Consider the following 15,470-nt stretch of genomic DNA (forward strand, 5'->3'; position numbering starts at 1 on the left):
CGGGCGGCGGGCGGCGGGTCTCCCTGCCGGCGTACCCCTTCGCGGGCGAGAGCTTCGGTGCCTTCGACCTCACCTCCCGCGCCGTCCGCGACGAGCGGCCGGAACAGCCGGAGGAAGCGGCCGAGTCCGGCGCCGGCCTGGAGCAGGCCGTCCGCGCGCTGCTCGCCGAGGCCCTGGGCCTGGAGGACGCGGACGACCCGGAGATGACGTACTTCGCGGCCGGCGGCGACTCCCTGACCGCCGTCCACCTGGTGGGGTGCCTGCGCGACGACTTCGACATCGACGTCCCCATCACGCTGTTCCTGGAGCAGCTGACCCTGCACGAGATGGCCCGCCGGATCGCGGTGGCCCGCGACGGGGACGACTCGCTCGACGCGCTGCTGTCGGAGTTCGAAGCGGAGTAGGTCCCGCTCGACGGCACAAGGGCCTGGGGCCGAATCCCGGAAGGGATTCGGCCCCAGGCCCTTTGCGGCGGCGTCAGCCTCAGACGCCGCCCGTGCCCGTACGACTGGCGGTACGGCCCGGACGCCCCGCCGCCCCCGCCACGGACGCGGCGACCAGATCCGCCACGTACGGCAGATGGTCGCCCAGGAAGAAGTGCCCGCCGGGCAGCACATGCCGCTCGAACGGGCCCTCGGTCTCGCGCTCCCAGGCCAGGACGCGCTCGACGTCCACCCGGGGGTCGGCGTCCCCGGTCAGCGCGGTGACCGGGCAGCCCAGCGGAGGCCCCGGGCGGTGCGTGTGGGCGAAGAGCATGGCGTAGTCGGCGCGCAGCGGCGGCAGTGCCAGTTCGAGGATGTCCGGGTTGCTGAGCAACTCGTCCTCGGTGCCGGACAGCAGCCGCATCTCCCCGATCAGGTCCTCGTCGCTCGGCGGGTTCGGCAGCCGTGGCCGCTGCGCCAGGGAGGGAGCCTCACGCCCCGAGACGAACAGCGCCACCGGCCCCCGCCCCTCCCGTTCGAGCCGGCGCGCGGTCTCGAACGCGAGGATCGCGCCCATGCTGTGGCCGAACAGCACCAACGGCCGGTCCCCGCTCGCGGGGAGTCCGGCCACGACGGCGTCCACCACTTCGCCGAGCCGTTGCGTGAACGGCTCGGCGAAGCGGTCGTGCCGTCCGGGGTACTGCACGACCAGTGTCTCCGCCGTCCCCCCGACCGCGATCGACAGCGGCAGATAGGCGCCCGCCGAGCCCCCCGCGTGCGGGAAGCACAGCAACCGCGCGCCGGCGTCGGGGGCCGGGCGGAAACACCGTGTCCAGTTGTCCACAACATCCCTTCTCTCGTTCGGGGTCGGTCCCGGACCGGTCCGGTCACCGGGCCCGCTCACCTCCCCGCTGCGACCCAGCTTTCCAGCTGTTCGCGGGTGGTGGCGGGGTCCGCGACAAGAACGGTGAGTTCGTCGTCGCGGGAGTTGAGGGTGGAAATGGCCGGGCAGCGGTGGCAGGCCTCGACTCCGGTCTGGTTCCACCACTTGCAGTGCGGTCGGAGGTGGCACCGTGGCACGGCGCTCGCGCCGGTCCCGGCCGGCACGGTCTTGATGCGCTCGATCAGACCGCAGGCCTCACCGACCCGGTTCGCGCAGTCCGACACGCAGTGCGAGGCGAACCGGAGCACCCGGCTGGGCGCGATTCCCTCCGGGATGCTGCCGAGTACGTCGGCCGCCGGTACGGGTTCCGCCAGGTAGACGACCTGATCGCCGTCCCCGGAACGGACGCCGAGGACAACGCTCTCCGGGCGGCTCGCATCGCCGCTCGGACACCAGGCGACGGGGGTCTCCCGCACGTCCTGAGCACGGTCCGCTGAGCTGTCCACGGTGCTCACCTCCATTTCGTCAGCAGAAAAGGGCGCGGGTGGTGCTCGCGGTGACTTCGGAGATCATCCCGACGACGATGACGCCACCGGTGTCCCCCTTCTCCTGCTCGGTGGCGACCGCCTGCGCGATGCTCGCCGCGAGTTGCTCCTGCGACGTGATGCGCTCGGGACGCGGGGCCGCGGCGGCGGAGGCGGTGCCGCCCGCCGTCACGAGCCCGGTCACGAGCGCCACGGCCGCCGCTGCCGTACGAAGGTTGTTGTTCATTCGTCTCCTCCATGAAGTCGGGTGACACGTACTGGAGTTGACGCTAGAACCCGGGAACGCCCCCAATCGGCAGTTGCGGCGGCACCTTCGCACGGGGGCGCTGCCTCATCGCCCGGCGCACGCTCAGCGGGCGGGGCCTCCCGTGCACTCCGGGTCGGCCACGATCACCTGGTGGGCCGGGATGATCTCGATCTCCTTGTTGTCGTCGTCCTGGTTCTGGAAGGACCGGGTGGTCGTGTAGGCGCGCCGCCCCTCGCCGACGCACTTGGTGGCGAGGTTCCCGAAGCCGTCGGGGAAGTTGAACACCTCCGCGGCCGAGTCCTCGCCCGCGCGCCCGCTCACCGGCGCGTCCGCCTTGCCGCGCTCCTCGTAGTGCTCCCGGGAACAGCCCGCCGTCACCGCGAGGAGCGCGCAGAGGGCGACGGCGGCCGAGGCCCGTCCCGCCGGGCTCAGCCGCACGAACTGTCCTTGACTATCTGGACGTTGGACGGGCCGGTGGCGTTGGTGGTGACGTACGCGCGGTTCCCGTGGCCGACACACTTGGTGGCCAGGTTCCCGAACCCGTCGGGGAAGTTGAACACCTCCGCGGCGGAGTTGTCGCCCTGCTTCCCCTGCACGGGCGCGTCCCCCTTGCCGCGCTCGTCGTCGTATTCCTTCGAGCACCCGGACAGCGCGAGGAGCGCCGTCGTGGCCAGGACCAGACCTGTGATCGTTCTGACGTTCCGTCGCATGAGCTCTCCCCGTTCTCGAACCGTGGACCATGGTGGCGACCGGAGCACGGGCACGGTCAAGGGAGTTGAGCGACCTCAGAGGTTCGGTGTCGGACATGTCCCGATTGTTGACATCGTGTTGCATTCCTGTGGCCGGGCAGAACGTCGCCTTCTGTGGCGAATTCCGGCGCCCTATCGTGACGGTTCCGGCAAGAGGAAGCAGGACAGACGTGACCGTCACCGACGAGTACCTGGCCAACAACGAGTCCTACGCCGCTGCCTTCAGCGGACCGCTCTCCCTCCCCCCGTCCCGCCGGCTCGCGGTGGTCGCCTGCATGGACGCCCGCATCGACGTGTACCGCGTCCTCGGCCTGAAGGAGGGTGAGGCCCACGTCATCCGCAACGCCGGCGGCGTGGTCACCGACGACGTCATCCGCTCCCTGACGATCAGTCAGCGGCTGCTGGGCACCACGGACATCCTCCTCATCCACCACACCGACTGCGGCATGGTCACCTTCACGGACGACGCCTTCAAGCGGCAGATCGAGGAGGACACCCACATCCGTCCGTCGTGGGCCCCGGAGGCGTTCCCGGACGAGGAGAACGACGTACAGCAGTCGGTGCGCCGGATCAGGGCAAGCCCGTTCGTGCCCCACAAGGGGAACATCCGCGGGTTCGTCTTCGACGTGGCCGGCGGAAAGCTCAGGGAAGTGGTGTGACGTTCTTCTCTCCGCGGCCGTCGTGCGGTCCGGCCGTCCATTTCTCCTCGATACGGCCGAATTTCCACACCGCCATCGCGAGGAGCCAGGTGGCGAAGAAGAGCCCGACGATCACAAGGCCGACGATGTTGAGGTCCAGTCCGCCCACCCAGTCCCAGAAGGCGCCGTGCAGCCCCAGCTTCTCGGCGAGCAGGCCGAGCAGTTCCACCGTTCCGATGATGAGCGCGACGGCGACCGACAGGCCGGTGATGGTGAGGTTGTAGTAGACCTTGCGGACCGGCTCGGCGAAGGCCCAGCCGTACGCGACGTTCATGAACGAGCCGTCGATCAGCCGCAGCGGGCGCGCCGCCACCCCGGGATCGGCCGGGTCCAGCCCGCCGGCCCGCAGCACCTCGTCCAGCGCCCGCAGCACCGTGACCGCCGCGCCCTCGTAGGCGGCGCCCAGCAGCTGCTGCGGTGTGGTGTCGTGGCGCAGGCCGGTCAGCAGGCCCGAGGCGGCCGGCAGGTCCGGGGTCCGCTCGCCGTCGAGGTACGGCAGGAGGACGGCCTCGCCGCCGGGCGCCGCGTCCTCGCGGTCGAGCCGCAGCAGGTCCGCCACCTTGTCCACGGCGAGCGTGCAGTTGAGCGTGCAGGCGAGCGGGAGATACGTACCGTCGGCCGCCGCGAACCCGGCGAGCGCGGCGGAGGCCGGACGGGTACGGGTCGCGGCGAACACCGTGCCCGACGTGCCGAGGCTGAGCACCGGGTGGTCGAGGAGCCCGGCGCCGCCGAAGCCCAGGCCCACGGCCGCGCTCATGTTGTCGCCGGTGCCCGCCGCGACGGCGATGCCGGCCGGCAGGCCCAGTTCCGCCGCCGACCCGGCGGTGAGCGAGCCGATCCGGGTGGCCCCGGTCTCGGCGACGGGCGGCAGCAGCGACTCGTCCAGGCCGAGCAGCGCGAGCAGCTCGGGGTCGTACGCGCCGGTGGCGGTCGAGTACCAGCACGTGCCCGACGCGTCCCCCGGATCCGTGGCCGCCGTGCCCGCCAGGCGCTCGGTGAGGAAGTCGTGGGGGAGCCTGATCGCGGCCGTGGCGTCCGCCAGGGCGGGGTCGTTCTCGCGCAGCCACCGCCACTTCGTCGCGGTCATCGACGCCACCGGCACGGATCCGGTGCGCGCCGTCCACGCGTCGGGGCCGCCCAGCTCCTCGGTCAGCGCGACGGCCTGCGGCGCGGACCGGGTGTCGTTCCACAGCAGCGCCGGGCGCAGCGGCCGGCCCCTGCGGTCCAGGACCACCAGTCCGTGCTGCTGGCCCGCGACCGCGATGCCGACGACCGCGGACGGTTCGACGCCGGACTCCTTGAGGCCCGCGGCGACGGCGTCGCGCAGCGCGTTCCACCACACCTCGGGGTCGCTCTCACGGGCGCCGCCCTCACCGGTCACCCGGTGCGGGGCCCGGCCCACGGCGAGCAGCCGTCCGGTGGTGGCGTCCGTGAAGGCCGCCTTCGTGGACTGGGTGGAGCTGTCCACGCCGATGACGACCGGGCTCTGCGGCATGCGCGTACCTCTTCCCTGGACCGGTCGGTGCGGCCGTCCGGCGCGGTTTTGAACGTCGGAGGAACAAATTACGCGATCGCGCGGCCCACGGGAACGGCCGGTGGGATCATCCTCTTCGACACCGCGCGCTCGTGCGTCTTCGAACCCTCGGAGGAAGGCCGACACGGATGAGCGGAGCCAGGGGCTTTTGCGCACCGGCAGCGGCGTGCTTTATTAGTCATGTCAGGAAACAAAAAGGTCGGCACGTGCCGGACCTGAGGTATCGAAGGCGGCCAGAGAATGACGGAACGCTACACGCCCACCCCCGAGGACAAGTTCAGCTTCGGTCTGTGGACCGTGGGCTGGCAGGGCAGGGATCCGTTCGGTGACGCGACCCGCCGGGCCCTGGACCCCGCCGAGTCCGTCCAGCGCCTCGCGGAGCTGGGCGCGTACGCCGTGACGTTCCACGACGACGACCTCATCCCCTTCGGCTCGTCCGACGCGGAGCGCGAGTCGCACATCAAGCGGTTCCGGCAGGCGCTGGACACCACCGGGCTCGTGGTCGAGATGGCCACCACCAACCTCTTCACCCACCCCGTCTTCAAGGACGGCGGCTTCACCGCGAACGACCGCGACATCCGCCGGTACGCGCTCCGCAAGACCATCCGCAACATCGACCTCGCGGCCGAGCTGGGCGCCAAGGTCTACGTCGCGTGGGGCGGCCGTGAGGGCGCCGAGTCGGGCGCCGCGAAGGACGTGCGGCTCGCGCTGGACCGGATGAAGGAAGCCTTCGACCTGCTCGGCGACTACGTCACCGAGAAGGGCTACGACCTCAAGTTCGCCATCGAGCCCAAGCCGAACGAGCCGCGCGGCGACATCCTGCTGCCCACCGTCGGCCACGCCCTCGCGTTCATCGAGCGCCTGGACCGGCCCGAGCTGTTCGGTGTGAACCCGGAGGTCGGCCACGAGCAGATGGCCGGGCTGAACTTCCCGCACGCCATCGCCCAGGCCCTCTGGTCCGGCAAGCTCTTCCACATCGACCTCAACGGCCAGAACGGCATCAAGTACGACCAGGACCTGCGCTTCGGCGCCGGCGACCTGCGCGCCGCCTTCTGGCTCGTCGACCTGCTGGAGACCGCGGGCTGGGACGGCGCGCGGCACTTCGACTTCAAGCCGCCGCGCACCGAGGACTTCCACGGCGTGTGGGCCTCCGCCGCCGGCTGCATGCGCAACTACCTGATCCTCAAGGAGCGCGCCGCCGCGTTCCGCGCGGACCCGCAGGTCCAGGAGGCGCTGCGGGCCGCGCGCCTGGACGAGCTGGCTCTCCCGACGGCCGCCGACGGCCTGGCCGGGCTGCTCGGTGACGCCGGTGCGTACGAGGAGTTCGACGTCGAGGCCGCCGCCGCGCGCGGCATGGCGTTCGAGCACCTGGACCAGCTCGCCATGGACCACCTCCTCGGCGCCCGCTGACGGCGGGACACCGCACGAACGCCGTACGGAGGGACGCCGTACGGAACGCGCGCGGGGCGGGCTGGTGTCAGCCCGCCCCGCGCAGTACGTCCGCCACCTGCCCGGGTCGTGCCAACGCGGTGCCGTGCCAACGCGATGCGGACGGTACGTACGCCACCCTTCAGTGCGTCGTCCGCTGTACGTACGCCACCGGGTCGGCCAGCACCGCCCGTACCACCAGGGCCGCCGCGCCGCGCGCCGCGTCCCCCGCCGACGAGGACCCCCGCAGCCGTCCGCTGTCCCTCGGCCACAACCCCGACACCACCCGGGCGGTCAGCTCCCGGTCGGCGGCCGGGGACAGCCAGGGCATCAGCTCGCGGTAGATCCCGCCCAGCACCACCGCGTCCGGGTCGAAGAGGTTCACCGCGCCCGACAGCACCCGGCCCAGCATCACACCGGCCTGCTCGACGGCGGCCACCGCCCGCGTGTCACCACCCCGCGCCCGGCGCTCCAGCTCCGCGACCCCCGGCACGCCCGCGTTCTCGTCGATCCCGGCCGACCGCAGCAGCGCGGACTGCCCCGCGTACTGCTCCAGGCAGCCCCGGGACCCGCACCGGCACAGCGGGCCCTCCGCGTCGACCACCACATGGCCGATCTCGCCCGCGAACCCGTGCGCCCCGCGCAGCAGTTCGCCGTCCAGCACCAGCGCGCCGCCCACCCCGATCTCACCGGTCAGGTAGAGGAACGTACGCAACGGGCCCAGGCCGCCGAACCACAGCTCGGCCATCGCCGCGAGGTTGGCCTCGTTCTCCGAACTCACCGGCAGCGCCGGCAGATCGGGTTGCAGTTCGGCCAGCGCCTTGGCGAACAGGTCCTCGGCCGGGACCCGGTTCCACCCCAGGTTCGGCGCCTGGCGGACCGTACCGCCCGACACCAGTCCCGGCAGGGCGAGTTGCACGCCGACCGGCAGGAGATCCTGCTCGGCCGCGGACTCCAGGGTGCGGGCGGCGATCCGGGCGCCGCGCGCCAGCACCTCGGCGGGCAGCGCGCCCCGGTTGTCGATGTGTTCGGTGAGGCGGACGCGGTCGGTGCCCGACAGGTCCACGACGCACACCGACACGTAGTCGATGTTGATCTCGACACCGATGCCGGCCGGACCCGAGCGGGTCACCTTGAGGACCGTGCCGGGGCGTCCGGCCTGTCCGCTGAAGGTCTTGCCCGACTCGGAGAGGAAGCCGCTGTCCAGCAGCTGTTCGACCAGCGAGGACACGGCCGCGCGGGTCAGGCCGACCCGCGCCGCCACTCCGGCCCTGGTCGCTTCCCCCTCGTCCCGCACCGCGCGCAGCACCAGGCTCAGGTTGTGCCGGCGCACCGTCTCCTTGTCGGCCTTGGGGCCGAGGGAAGTGTGATTGCTGTTCATCTCGCGGTCGAGCCTATGTGATCGGCGGCCTCCCGCCGCTCGCCGACTTGTTTAAGTTAATTAGTAATAAACGTTGACAGCGTTCGGGCGCGCGGTCACAGTCTTCGTCGTGGCGCCGCCGCCGCGATCCCGGGGGAACTCTCCGGTGGGCGGGGCGCCGACGATTCCCCAACTCTCGGGAGACACAGTGACTTCGCATCGTGCAGGGATGGCGCGTGCCCGGCGGGCCGCGGCGGCCCTGGGGGCCGCCACGCTGGTAGGGGTGTCCGGCCCGGTGGCGCACGCCGCCGGCCCGGCCGCGCCCGGCACCACCGACCAGGGCGCGCCGCGCTACTACAACAGCGGCCTGGCCCCGACGCCCTACATGGGCTGGAACACGTACTACGGCCTGGGCGCCCCGACGGAGAGCGCGGTCAAGTCCGTCGCCGACCACCTGGTCAGCAGCGGCCTCAGGGACAGCGGCTACAACATCGTCTGGCTGGACGGCGGCTGGCAGGCCGACACCCCGCGCGACAGCCAGGGACGGCTGACCGCCAACGCCACCCGCTTCCCGTCCGGGCTGCCCTCGCTGGTGACGTACCTCCACCAGCGCGGCCTCAAGGCCGGGATCTACACCGACGCGGGCACCTACGACGGCGGCAAGAGCTGCGGGCTCGGCAGCAGGGGGTACTACGAACAGGACGCCCGGCAGTTCGCGCGCTGGAAGTTCGACGCGGTGAAGATCGACTTCCTCTGCGGGATCTCCGGGAAGCTCGATCCGGGCCCCGCCTTCAAGGAGTTCAGCGACGCCCTCGCCAAGGCGGGCCGGCCCATGCTGCTGAACCTCTGCAACCCGCTCACCGACGACTGGGGCCTGCCGCACACCCCGGCCCAGGACGCGCACAACGCGTACACCTACGGTCCGACGACGGGCGACTCCTGGCGTACGGGCACGGACCTCGCGTTCGGCACGCCGTACCCGGGGAACTGGCCCAACATCCTGCGCAGCGCGGACGCCAACGCGGCGCACCCCGAGGCCCAGGGGCCCGGCCACTACAACGACCCGGACTACCTGCTGCCCATGCGGAAGACCGCGGACGGCTCGTACGAGCTGAACGAGGAGGAGTCCACCTCGCAGCTGGTCCTCTGGTCGGTCATGGGCGCCCCGCTGGTCATCGGCTCCGACCCGCGCACCCTGCCCCAGTCGATGATCGACACCCTGCGCAACCCCGAGATCCTCGCCGTGGACCAGGACCCGCTGGCGATTCAGGGGGTACGGGTCGCCTCCGACGCCACCGGCGACGTCTACAGCAAGGTGCTCCAGGGGACGGGCAGGCGCGCGGTCGCGCTGCTCAACCGCTCGGACCAGCCGGCGCAGCGCACGGTGACCTTCGCCGACGCCGGCCTGACCGGGAACATCACCGTCCGCGACCTGCGGGCGCGCCAGGACCGGGGGACCCACACCGGTTCGTACACCGTCACGGTCCCCGCGCACGGCACGGCGTTCCTCAAGCTGTCGGGCACGGACGCCGCTCCGGGTGCCTCTCTCGGTACGAAGTCCTCGGCCAGTCCCGCGCTGGTGGCGGACGGCGACAAGCTGACGGCGTTCACCCGCGCCACCGACGGCGCGCTGGTCCAGCAGACCGGCCGGGACGGGGCGTGGAACGGGGAGTCCGTCCGTCTGGGCGGTCCCACCCACGGCCGGATCCTCGGCCAGCCGGCCGCGTACGGCTCGGCGGGCGGCAGGATCGACGTGTTCGTACGGGGCACGGACGACGCCACGTACCGCCGGACCTTCAGCGGCGGTGCCCACGGCACGTGGGGTGCCTGGCGGAGTCTCGGCGGCCGGATCACGGACGCGCCGGGGGTCGTCTTCCGGGGCCCGGACGACTGGACGCTCTTCGCCCGCGGCGCCGACGGCCTCATCACCTCGCGCGGCCCGTCCGGCGGATGGACCTCGGTGGGCGCGCCCGGTGACGCGCCGACGTACGGGCGGCCCTCGGCCGTCACCGACGCGGCGGGCCGTACCCATGTCGCCGTACGGACGGCCGACGACTCGGTCTGGGAGCGCGTGCGGTCGGCCTCCGGGGTCTGGTCGGAGTGGACTTCTCTCGGCGGTACGGTCAGCGGCAGCCCGACCCTGGTGGCGGCGGGCAGCAGTGTCTACCTCTTCGCGCGGGCCAGTGACTACACGCTCTGGCAGCGCAATTACTCCGCCGGCTCCGGGGACGGGGAAGGTGCCTGGGGCGGCTGGTTCCCCCGGCCGCCGTTCGTGAGCGGTGTGTTCGACGGTTCCCTCGGCGGGGTCGCGGCGGCCGACAACACCGTGCTGATCGCCTATCGCGGGGTGGCCGGCGCCGTACACCAGAGCCGGCTCTGACCGTTCGCGGTGCGGGCCGGCCGGTCCCTCAGGCACCTCCCGGGGATCAGCCAAGGGGAGATCAGCCGGGGATCTGCCGGCCCATCAGGAATAAATTAGTAATTAATCTTGACGCCGACATCGGCGCCACGTCAATCTGTACCCGCCGAACGAGGGCCCGGCCGTCAGGGGGCCCGGCCCCGTTCCGCGGGCTTAGCCAGGGAGTTCCTCCATGATCAACTCAGTACCCAGCCGCAGGCGGTTCCTCGCGGGCACGGGCGCCGTCGGCGCCGCCGCGCTGATGAGCGGATGCGTCACCTCGGGCCCGAGCACCAAGACCTCCTCCGGCGGCGGGCCCGTCACCCTCCAGTCGAACCTCTCCTCGCCCCAGGCGAAGAAGGCGATGGAGGACCTCGTCGCCGGCTTCAACAAGCGGGGCGGCGCCAAGGCCACGCTCAACACCGTCGCCTCGGAGACGTTCCGCACCCAGCTGCCGACGTACCTGACCTCGGCCCAGCCGCCGGACCTGCTCACCTGGTACCCCGGCTCGGTCGCCGACTCGTACGCGAAGAAGGGCCTCCTGCTCGACGTCAGCGACATCTGGACGAAGCCCGAACTGTCCGGCTACAGCGAGGCGTTGAAGAAGCTCTGCACCTCGTCCGACGGCAAGAAGGTGTTCGTCCCCGCCACCTACTACTGGTGGGGCTGCTTCTACCGGAAGTCGAACTTCGCCAAGTGGGGCGTCCAGGAGCCCACGACCTGGGACGAGTTCCTCGACCTGTGCGACAAGCTCAAGAAGAAGGGCGTCGCCCCCATCGGGATAGGCGCCGGCGGCAACACCGCCTGGGTGGCGTCCTCCTGGTTCGACTACCTCAACATCCGGATCAACGGCGCCCAGTACCACCGCGACCTCCTCGCCGGGAAGCACCGCTTCGACGACCCCGAGGTCCACAAGGTCTTCGACCGGTGGAGCGAGGCCCTGCCGTACTTCGACCCCAACGGCACCGCGCTCGCCTTCCAGGACGCCACCACCTCCCTGCTCCAGGGCCGTACGGGCATGATGCTGATCGGCACCTTCTTCGCCGACTCCGCCCCCAAGGACATGCTCGACGACATCGACTTCTTCCGCTTCCCGGTCATCGACCCGAAGGTCCCGCTCGCCGAAGAGGGCCCCACCGACGGCTACTTCGCCAGCGCCCACACCGGCCGCAAGGACGAGGTCAAGGAACTGATGACCTACATGGCCACCGTCGAGGCCCAGGAGATCTACCTCAAGGGCTCCTCCGGCACCGCGCTGCCCACCAACCCCAAGGCCAAGGACACCGGGACCCCTCTGGTGAAGAAGGGCCGGGCGCTGATCGAAGGCGCGGCGGACGTCACCCAGTTCTTCAACCGCGACTCCAGCGACGCCCTCCAGCCGTCGGCGGACACCGCGCTCACCCGCTTCCTCGCCAAGCCCAAGGAGATCAACTCCATCCTCACCACCTGGCAGCGGGACGCCCAGAAGATCTGGGGCCGGTGACATGGCGGTCCTGACCGCGGCACGGCGGCGGAGGCGGGGAGCGACGCGGGTCCCGCCCGTGGTCCTCGCCTTCGTCCTCGTACCACTCCTGGCCGAGGCCTTCTGGGTGTTCTGGCCCGCCGTCCAGGGTTTCTACCTCTCCCTCACGAACTGGGACGGCGTCTCGGCGCCGAAGTTCGTCGGACTGGGCAACTACCGCGAGATGTTCGGCGACAGCGTCTTCCGCACCGCGCTGCTCGACACCGTCCTGTGGCTGCTGCTCTTCGGGGGACTCTCCGCGCTCCTCGGCCTCGGCGCCGCCCTGCTCCTCCAGCAGGAACGCCGCGGCGTCGGCTTCTACCGGGCCGCGCTCTTCCTGCCCGTGGTGTTCTCGCTGACGGCCACCGCCCTGGTGTGGCAGGCGATGTACCAGCCCGACGGCCTCATCAACAACACACTGGAGTTCTTCGGTCTCGGCAGCCTCCAGCACGCCTGGCTCGCCGACCAGGACACCGCCCTGTACGCCGTGATCGTGCCCGCGCTGTGGCGCCAGATCGGCTACGTGATGGTGCTCTACCTCGCCGGGCTCAAGGGCATCGACCCGGTGCTGTACGAAGCCGCGAAGGTCGACGGCGCCACCAGGTGGCAGCAGTTCCGGCACATCACGATCCCCCAGCTGCGCGGTGTGAACGCGGTGGTCCTGTCGGTCATCGTCATCGACTCCCTGCGCTCGTTCGACGTCGTCTGGGCGCTCACCCGCGGCGGCCCGTACCACTCCTCCGAACTGCTCTCCACGTACATGTACTCCACCGCCTTCCAGTCCCTGCGGCTGGGATACGGCTCCGCCCTCGCGGTCGTGATCTTCGTGCTGGCCTTCGGGGTCATCGTGTCCTATCTCGTCCGCGCCTTCCGGGAGGCCGACTGATGACCGCCATGAACCGGCAGGCCAGGCGCCGCGCGTGGGCCACCGCGAGCTTCCACGCCGGAGCCGGCGCGCTGTCCCTCCTGTGGCTGGTGCCGATCGCGCTCGTCCTGGTCACCAGCGTCCGCTCCTTCGACGACATCGCCGCCAACGGACTCGGCAGCCTCCCGCACTCCTTCACCCTCGGTGGTTTCAGCCAGGCCTGGGTGGACGGCGGACAGGGCCGCGCCCTCCTCAACAGCCTGCTGGTGTCGGTCCCGACCGTGCTGCTGTCCCTAGCGCTGGCCTCCATGGCCGCCTTCGGACTGGCCCGCTACGACCTGCCGTTCCGGCGCACGCTGCTCCTCCTGATGCTCGGCGGCAACCTCCTGCCGCCGCAGATCCTGCTCATCCCCGTCTCCAAGATCAGCGAGGCGCTGGGCCTGTACGACTCGCTGTACGCGCTCATCGGCGTCCAGGTCGGCTTCGGTGTCGGCTTCTACGTCTTCGTGCTGCACGGCTTCATGCGGTCCATCCCGCCCGAGATCCAGCAGGCCGCCGTCATCGACGGCGCGGGGCCCTGGCAGATCTACCGGCGGATCATCATGCCGCTGACCACCCCCGCCCTCGCCGCGCTCGGCGCGCTCTCCTTCACCTGGATCTTCAACGACCTGCTGTGGGCGATCACCGTGCTGCGGACCGACACGAAGATGCCCATCACCGCGTCCCTCATCGGGCTCCAGGGCCAGTTCGTGTCGATGTGGAACGTCATCGCGGCCGGCTCGGTCATCGCCGCCGCCCCGACCGTCGTCGTATTCCTGCGGTTCCAGCGCCACTTCGTGGCCGGACTCAATCTGGGAGCAGTCAAGTGACCCCGCACGACACAACTCCGGTGGGTACGGGGCTGCCGGACGACCGGTGGCTGCTGCGCACCGACAACACCACCTACGCGGTCGCCCTCGCCGGTGACGGCCGGTGGGCCGAGCTGACCGCGTGGGGACCGCACGGCGTGGAGACGGGACCCTCGGCGCTGGACTGGTCGCGCCGCACCCACTTCATCACCCCCGCCGACGCGTCACCCGCCGAGTACATCCCGTACGGACTGCGGCCGTTCACCGGCGCGGACCTGGTCGCCCAGCGGCCCGGCGAGGAGCGGGGGGTGTGGTGGCGGTTCACCGAGGCCGCCCAGGACGGCGACCGTACGCTCCGGCTGGTCTTCGCCGACGACACCCTCGGCCTGACGGCGGCCCTCTGCTACGAGGTCGTCCCCGGCACCGACGTGATCCTCCGCCGGACCGAACTGACCTGCACCGGTGACACCGAACTGCGCCTGGAGCGCTTCGACTCCGCCGCCGTGAACATCCCCGTCGCGGGCGGCGCCCGGCTCACGTACCTCACCGGCCAGTGGTCGCAGGAGTTCCAGCGCACCCAACTCGACCTGACACGAGGCCGCTTCGAGATGGCCTCCACCCAAGGGGTGCCCGGGCACGCGTACGCGCCGTGGCTCGCCGTCCAGGATCTCGCGTCGCCCGCCGAAGGAGCCACCCCCACCTACGGGGTGGCCCTGGAGTGGTCAGGCAACTGGCACCTCACCACCGACGCCGAGCCGGGCGGCGCCGTCCGCGTCCGCGCCGGACGTGTGCCCCACGAGGGCGCCGTACGGCTCGCCCCCGGCGCCACCCTCACCACCCCCCGGCTCGCCTGCGCGTTCAGCCCCGAAGGACTCGACGGCCTCGCCCGGGTCTGGCACCGCTACGAACGGCACCTGGCCGGCGACCGGATGGACCGCCCCCGCCAGGTCCTCTACAACTCCTGGGAGGCGACCGGCTTCGACGTGGACGCCGCGACCCAGCTCGAACTGGCCCGGATCGCCGCCGAGATGGGCGCCGAACTGTTCGTCGTCGACGACGGATGGTTCCCCGGCCGGGACGACGACACCGGCGGCCTCGGCGACTGGACCCCCGAACCGACTTCGTTCCCCGACGGGTTCGACCACTTCATCGGCGAAGTCCGCGCCCTGGGACTGGACTTCGGGCTCTGGGTCGAACCGGAGGCCATCAGCCCCAGGTCCGCGCTGTACGCGGCCCACCCCGAGTGGGTCTACCGGATCGACGGCCGCCCCGCCACCCTCGTACGCAACCAACTCCTCCTCGACCTCGGCCGCGAGGACGTCCAGGACTTCGTCCTCGCCACCTTCGACCGGCTCCTCGGCGACCACGCGATCAGCTACCTCAAGTGGGACATGAACCGCCCGCCGACCGAACGCGGCAGGCCGGGCGGCTGCCCCGTCGAGGAGCAGGACCTCGACGCCGCGCACGTCGCCGGCTACCTGCGGGTCCTCGACCACCTCCGTGACCGCCACCCGCACGTCACCGTGGAGGGCTGCGCGGGCGGCGGCGCCCGGATCGAGCACGCCACGCTCGCCCGTACGGACGTCGTGTGGCCCAGCGACAACACCGCGCCGCTCGACCGGCTCTCCATCCAGTACGGCTACCTCCACGCCCACGCGCCGCACACCATGAGCTCCTGGGTCACCGACTCACCCGGCGTCTTCGACCCGCGCCCGCGCTCGCTCGGCTTCCGCTTCGTCAACTCCATGGCGGGCGTTCTCGGCATCGGCGCCGACATCCGCACCTGGTCGCCGGAGCGGCGCGCCGAGGCGGCGGGGTGGATCGCCCGCTACAAAGAGGTACGTGATGTCATCCATCACGGAGAGGTCCACCTGCTGAACACCCCGGCCGACGCGACCTGCGGCATCCAGTACGAGGAGCCGGGCGGCGGCCGGGTCGTGGTCACCGCGTGGAACACCGGCCGCCTCGACGGCGCGCCGCTGGTCCCGGGGC

The 15,470-nt window shown here is 71.4% G+C and carries 14 protein-coding genes and 1 pseudogene; 8 read left to right on the forward strand and 7 right to left on the reverse strand.

What is annotated here, in order from left to right; genetic code table 11:
* A partial coding sequence (locus GT042_RS09250) for an acyl carrier protein (protein WP_161308220.1) occupies positions 1-404 on the forward strand: 404 nt, incomplete at its 5' end.
* 79 nt (positions 405-483) lie between these two features.
* Here the strand turns inward: GT042_RS09250 and GT042_RS09255 are convergent.
* From GT042_RS09255 to GT042_RS09270, 5 genes are all read right to left on the reverse strand, one after another.
* Positions 484-1,266 (reverse strand): alpha/beta fold hydrolase, encoded by a 783-nt coding sequence (locus GT042_RS09255; protein ID WP_161308221.1) that lies wholly within the window; start codon positions 1,264-1,266, stop codon positions 484-486.
* A 56-nt stretch (positions 1,267-1,322) separates the two neighbouring features.
* Positions 1,323-1,811 carry a hypothetical protein gene (locus GT042_RS09260; protein ID WP_237530623.1) on the reverse strand — a complete coding sequence of 163 codons (489 nt, stop codon included), beginning with the start codon at positions 1,809-1,811 and terminating at the stop codon, positions 1,323-1,325.
* Between the two features lie 19 nt (positions 1,812-1,830).
* The gene (locus GT042_RS09265; RefSeq protein WP_161308223.1) at positions 1,831-2,076 is read right to left on the reverse strand and encodes a hypothetical protein; all 246 of its coding nucleotides are present in this window, start codon (positions 2,074-2,076) and stop codon (positions 1,831-1,833) included.
* A 123-nt stretch (positions 2,077-2,199) separates the two neighbouring features.
* On the reverse strand, positions 2,200-2,535 hold the full coding sequence (locus GT042_RS38100) for a hypothetical protein (protein WP_202532556.1): 336 nt from the start codon (positions 2,533-2,535) through the stop codon (positions 2,200-2,202).
* Positions 2,526-2,807, reverse strand: coding sequence for a hypothetical protein (locus GT042_RS09270; RefSeq protein WP_161308224.1), 282 nt, complete (start codon positions 2,805-2,807; stop codon positions 2,526-2,528). Before GT042_RS09270 ends, GT042_RS38100 begins: the two co-directional genes overlap by 10 nt.
* Positions 2,808-3,016: 209 nt before the next feature.
* Here GT042_RS09270 and GT042_RS09275 point away from each other — a divergent pair, with 209 nt between their 5' ends.
* Positions 3,017-3,505 carry a carbonic anhydrase gene (locus tag GT042_RS09275; RefSeq protein WP_161308225.1) on the forward strand — a complete coding sequence of 163 codons (489 nt, stop codon included), beginning with the start codon at positions 3,017-3,019 and terminating at the stop codon, positions 3,503-3,505.
* A gap of 82 nt (positions 3,506-3,587) precedes the next feature.
* On the opposite strand, the pseudogene GT042_RS09280 reads toward GT042_RS09275, so the two are convergent.
* Positions 3,588-5,039 (reverse strand): annotated as a pseudogene (locus GT042_RS09280) (FGGY family carbohydrate kinase); the annotation flags it as partial.
* A 279-nt stretch (positions 5,040-5,318) separates the two neighbouring features.
* Here GT042_RS09280 and xylA point away from each other — a divergent pair.
* A complete protein-coding gene (gene xylA / locus GT042_RS09285; protein ID WP_161308227.1) occupies positions 5,319-6,488 on the forward strand; it encodes a xylose isomerase in 1,170 nt (389 codons plus the stop codon).
* A 160-nt stretch (positions 6,489-6,648) separates the two neighbouring features.
* Here the strand turns inward: xylA and GT042_RS09290 are convergent, their stop codons facing one another.
* The gene (locus GT042_RS09290) at positions 6,649-7,887 is read right to left on the reverse strand and encodes an ROK family protein (RefSeq protein ID WP_161308228.1); all 1,239 of its coding nucleotides are present in this window, start codon (positions 7,885-7,887) and stop codon (positions 6,649-6,651) included.
* Between the two features lie 208 nt (positions 7,888-8,095).
* Between GT042_RS09290 and GT042_RS09295 the strand changes: the two genes are divergently transcribed.
* From GT042_RS09295 to GT042_RS09315, 5 genes are all read left to right on the forward strand, one after another.
* Positions 8,096-10,246: a glycoside hydrolase family 27 protein gene (locus GT042_RS09295; RefSeq protein WP_161308229.1), complete on the forward strand. Its 2,151-nt coding sequence runs from the start codon at positions 8,096-8,098 to the stop codon at positions 10,244-10,246.
* Between the two features lie 211 nt (positions 10,247-10,457).
* The gene (locus GT042_RS09300; protein ID WP_161308230.1) at positions 10,458-11,747 is read left to right on the forward strand and encodes an extracellular solute-binding protein; all 1,290 of its coding nucleotides are present in this window, start codon (positions 10,458-10,460) and stop codon (positions 11,745-11,747) included.
* A gap of 1 nt (position 11,748) precedes the next feature.
* Positions 11,749-12,651, forward strand: coding sequence for a sugar ABC transporter permease (locus GT042_RS09305; protein ID WP_161308231.1), 903 nt, complete (start codon positions 11,749-11,751; stop codon positions 12,649-12,651).
* Entirely contained in the window at positions 12,651-13,499 is an 849-nt protein-coding gene (locus tag GT042_RS09310) for a carbohydrate ABC transporter permease (RefSeq protein ID WP_161308232.1), read from the forward strand. Before GT042_RS09305 ends, GT042_RS09310 begins: the two co-directional genes overlap by 1 nt.
* Positions 13,496-15,470 (forward strand): alpha-galactosidase (locus GT042_RS09315; protein ID WP_345943724.1); only part of this gene is annotated, 1,975 nt, incomplete at its 3' end. The genes GT042_RS09310 and GT042_RS09315, both read left to right, overlap by 4 nt.

Origin of the sequence: Streptomyces sp. SID3212 (genome assembly GCF_009865405.1) — a bacterium.
In the GTDB taxonomy this organism is placed as follows: Bacteria; Actinomycetota; Actinomycetes; order Streptomycetales; family Streptomycetaceae; genus Streptomyces.

What these genes read in the sequence shown, in the direction of transcription:
- GT042_RS09270 (WP_161308224.1), bottom strand. Translation starts at nt 2,807, where the DNA reads ATGCGACGGAACGTCAGAACGATCACAGGTCTGGTCCTGGCCACGACG.
- GT042_RS09300 (WP_161308230.1), top strand. Translation starts at nt 10,458, where the DNA reads ATGATCAACTCAGTACCCAGCCGCAGGCGGTTCCTCGCGGGCACGGGC.
- GT042_RS09265 (WP_161308223.1), bottom strand. Translation starts at nt 2,076, where the DNA reads ATGAACAACAACCTTCGTACGGCAGCGGCGGCCGTGGCGCTCGTGACC.
- GT042_RS09305 (WP_161308231.1), top strand. Translation starts at nt 11,749, where the DNA reads ATGGCGGTCCTGACCGCGGCACGGCGGCGGAGGCGGGGAGCGACGCGG.
- xylA (WP_161308227.1), top strand. Translation starts at nt 5,319, where the DNA reads ATGACGGAACGCTACACGCCCACCCCCGAGGACAAGTTCAGCTTCGGT.
- GT042_RS09295 (WP_161308229.1), top strand. Translation starts at nt 8,096, where the DNA reads ATGGCGCGTGCCCGGCGGGCCGCGGCGGCCCTGGGGGCCGCCACGCTG.
- GT042_RS09310 (WP_161308232.1), top strand. Translation starts at nt 12,651, where the DNA reads ATGACCGCCATGAACCGGCAGGCCAGGCGCCGCGCGTGGGCCACCGCG.
- GT042_RS09290 (WP_161308228.1), bottom strand. Translation starts at nt 7,887, where the DNA reads ATGAACAGCAATCACACTTCCCTCGGCCCCAAGGCCGACAAGGAGACG.